The following is a 2,514-nucleotide window of genomic DNA, read 5'->3' on the forward strand; positions in this document are numbered from 1 at the left end:
GCCGCGGCAACGGCACGACGCCACGAGATCTCTCGTTCGCTTCTCACACGGTGGCGTCGCCTGGCCCGTGAGGGCCTTCTGATCGGCAATGCAGACCGGGCGCATTTCGCAGCGGTTGCCGTGACGCCGGAAGTCACCGCCGAGCCAGCAGCCACCGATGCGCAGTGTCGGGCGGATGGGATGGGCCATGGCCGGGTGGAGATCATCCTGCCGAACGGACGCCGCCTCGTGACCGCCGCATCGACCGAGACGTCGACCCTTGCGCGGCTCATCCAGGTGGTGGAACGGGCATGATCGCATTTCCGGCCGGCGCAAAGGTGTGGATTGCAGGCGGCGTGACGGACATGCGGAAGGGCATGAACACGCTGGCCTTGCAGGTGCAGCAAGGCCTCGGGCGTGATCCCTATGCCGGGGAGATATTTTGCTTCCGGGGACGCCGTGGCGATCTTGTGAAGCTGCTTTGGCATGATGGCGTCGGTGTGTCGCTCTATATGAAGCGCTTGGAGGCGGGCAAGTTCATCTGGCCGGTCAGCGGCTCAGGCGAGACGGTCCAGATTTCTGCGGCCCAGATGGGCTATCTCCTGGAAGGGATCGACTGGCGTAATCCGCGTTGGACGCAGCGCCCTGCAAAGGCGGAGTAAATCTCCTTCAGAGTTCTGTTTTACATGGGCTTACCCAATCCTGCATGGTAGATCTCAGCCATGTCAGATGCCACCTCCGAACTTGAGATGCTGCGCGCTGAGCTGGCGGCCACGAGGGCCGAACTGGCCCGCTCGAATGCCGTGGTGTCGGCATCAGAGGCGCTGATTGCGGGACTGAAGTTCGAGATCGCGATGCTCAAGCGCGAGAAGTATGGCCGCAGCGCCGAGCGCACCGCCCGGCTGCTCGATCAGCTTGAGTTGCAGCTCGAGGAGCTGGAAACAGCCGCGGCCGAGGATGCCATTCGCGCCGAGCAGGCCGCAGAGAAGGCGACGAAGGTCCGTGCTTTCGACCGGCGCAAGCCCGTCCGCAAGGCGTTCCCCGAGCATCTGCCGCGCGAACGGGTGGTGGTCGAGGCGCCGACGGCCTGCGCCTGCTGCGGGTCGGACCGGATCAAGAAGATGGGAGAGGATATCACCGAGACGCTGGAGGTGGTGCCGCGGCAGTGGAAGGTGATCCAGACCGTCCGCGAGAAGTTCACCTGCCGGAATTGCGAGAAGATCTCGCAGCCGCCCGCTCCATTCCACCCGGTTCCGCGGGGATGGGGGGGGCCAAGCCTCCTGGCCATGATCCTGTTCGAGAAGTTCGGACAGCACCAACCGCTGAACCGCCAAGCCGAACGCTATGCCCGCGAGGGCGTGGAACTCAGCCTCTCCACGCTCGCCGACCAGGTGGGCGCGGTGACCGAGTTGCTGGAGCCGCTGCATGCACTGATCGAAGCCCATATCATGGCCGCAGAGCGGTTACATGGCGATGATACGACGGTCCCGCTGCTGGCCCGGGGCGGCACGAAGACGGCCCGGCTCTGGACCTATGTCCGTGATGATCGACCTTTTGGCGGCACCGCCCCGCCGGCAGTGGCCTTCCGCTTCTCCCGCGACCGCAGCGGTGAACATCCGACCGGGCATCTCGCGGGCTGGCAGGGCATCCTGCAAGCTGACGCCTATGCCGGATACAACCAGCTTTACGACCCGAAGCGATTGCTAGGGCCTGTTGCATCGGCCCTGTGTTGGTCACACGCCCGCCGCAAGTTCTTCGAGCTGGCTGACGTGGAAGGGAATATCCGCAAGGGCAAGGACGCCAAGGAGATCTCGCCTATCGCATTCGATGCCGTCCGGCGTATCGACGCCCTGTTCGACATCGAGCGCGAGATCAACGGGGCTGATCCGGCGGATCGACTGGAGGCCCGGCAGCGCCTATCGGCCCCGTTGGTCGAGGATCTGGAGCGTTGGCTGCGCGGCGAACGCGCACTCCTGTCCAAGCACGCCAAGGTAGCCAAGGCGATCGACTACCTGCTGGCGCCGAACCATTGGCCGGGCTTCACCCGGTTCCTCGACGACGGCCGCGTCTGCCTGACCAACAATGCGGCAGAAAGATCGCTCCGCGGCGTGGCCCTCGGCAGGAAGGCTTGGCTCTTCGCAGGGTCCGAGCGCGGCGGGCATCGCGCCGCCTTCATGTATTCCCTGATCGGCACCGCAAAGCTGAATGACATCGACCCGCAGGCTTGGCTTGCCGACGTCATCGCCCGCATCTCCGACATGCCGGTCTCGCGCCTGCATGAGTTGCTGCCGTGGGAATGGTCCCAACCTGTCCGGCTATCAACGGAAGCTGCATGATGGCGCGGGTCACGCAGGTCTACAGCATCGATGAGGTCGCGAGGCGGATCGGGGAAAGCCTCGAGCTGATCGAAATCGTCAGTTGGAACGACGACAACATCGACTACGGCGAGATGATCCGTGTCTACGATGGCACCGACGAAAGCCTCGTCACCTTCACCGAACGAGGCATCGAGTCCCTTCAGGAGCTTCTGGCGGA

At 64.4% G+C, this 2,514-nt stretch carries 3 protein-coding genes and 1 pseudogene; all 4 read left to right on the forward strand.

What is annotated here, in order from left to right; translation table 11 throughout:
- Positions 1-294: pseudogene (locus tag AAIL68_RS17290) on the forward strand (IS66 family insertion sequence element accessory protein TnpB); the annotation flags it as partial.
- Entirely contained in the window at positions 291-641 is a 351-nt protein-coding gene (gene tnpB, locus AAIL68_RS17295; RefSeq protein WP_347141028.1) for an IS66 family insertion sequence element accessory protein TnpB, read from the forward strand. The pseudogene AAIL68_RS17290 and the gene tnpB, both read left to right, overlap by 4 nt.
- Before the next feature lie 60 nt (positions 642-701).
- Entirely contained in the window at positions 702-2,315 is a 1,614-nt protein-coding gene (locus AAIL68_RS17300) for an IS66 family transposase (protein ID WP_347141029.1), read from the forward strand.
- The coding region (locus AAIL68_RS17305; protein WP_347141030.1) for a hypothetical protein at positions 2,312-2,514 on the forward strand (203 nt) is incomplete at its 3' end. The genes AAIL68_RS17300 and AAIL68_RS17305, both read left to right, overlap by 4 nt.

Origin of the sequence: Paracoccus sp. SSK6 (genome assembly GCF_039770665.1) — a bacterium.
Classification (GTDB): Bacteria; Pseudomonadota; Alphaproteobacteria; order Rhodobacterales; family Rhodobacteraceae; genus Paracoccus.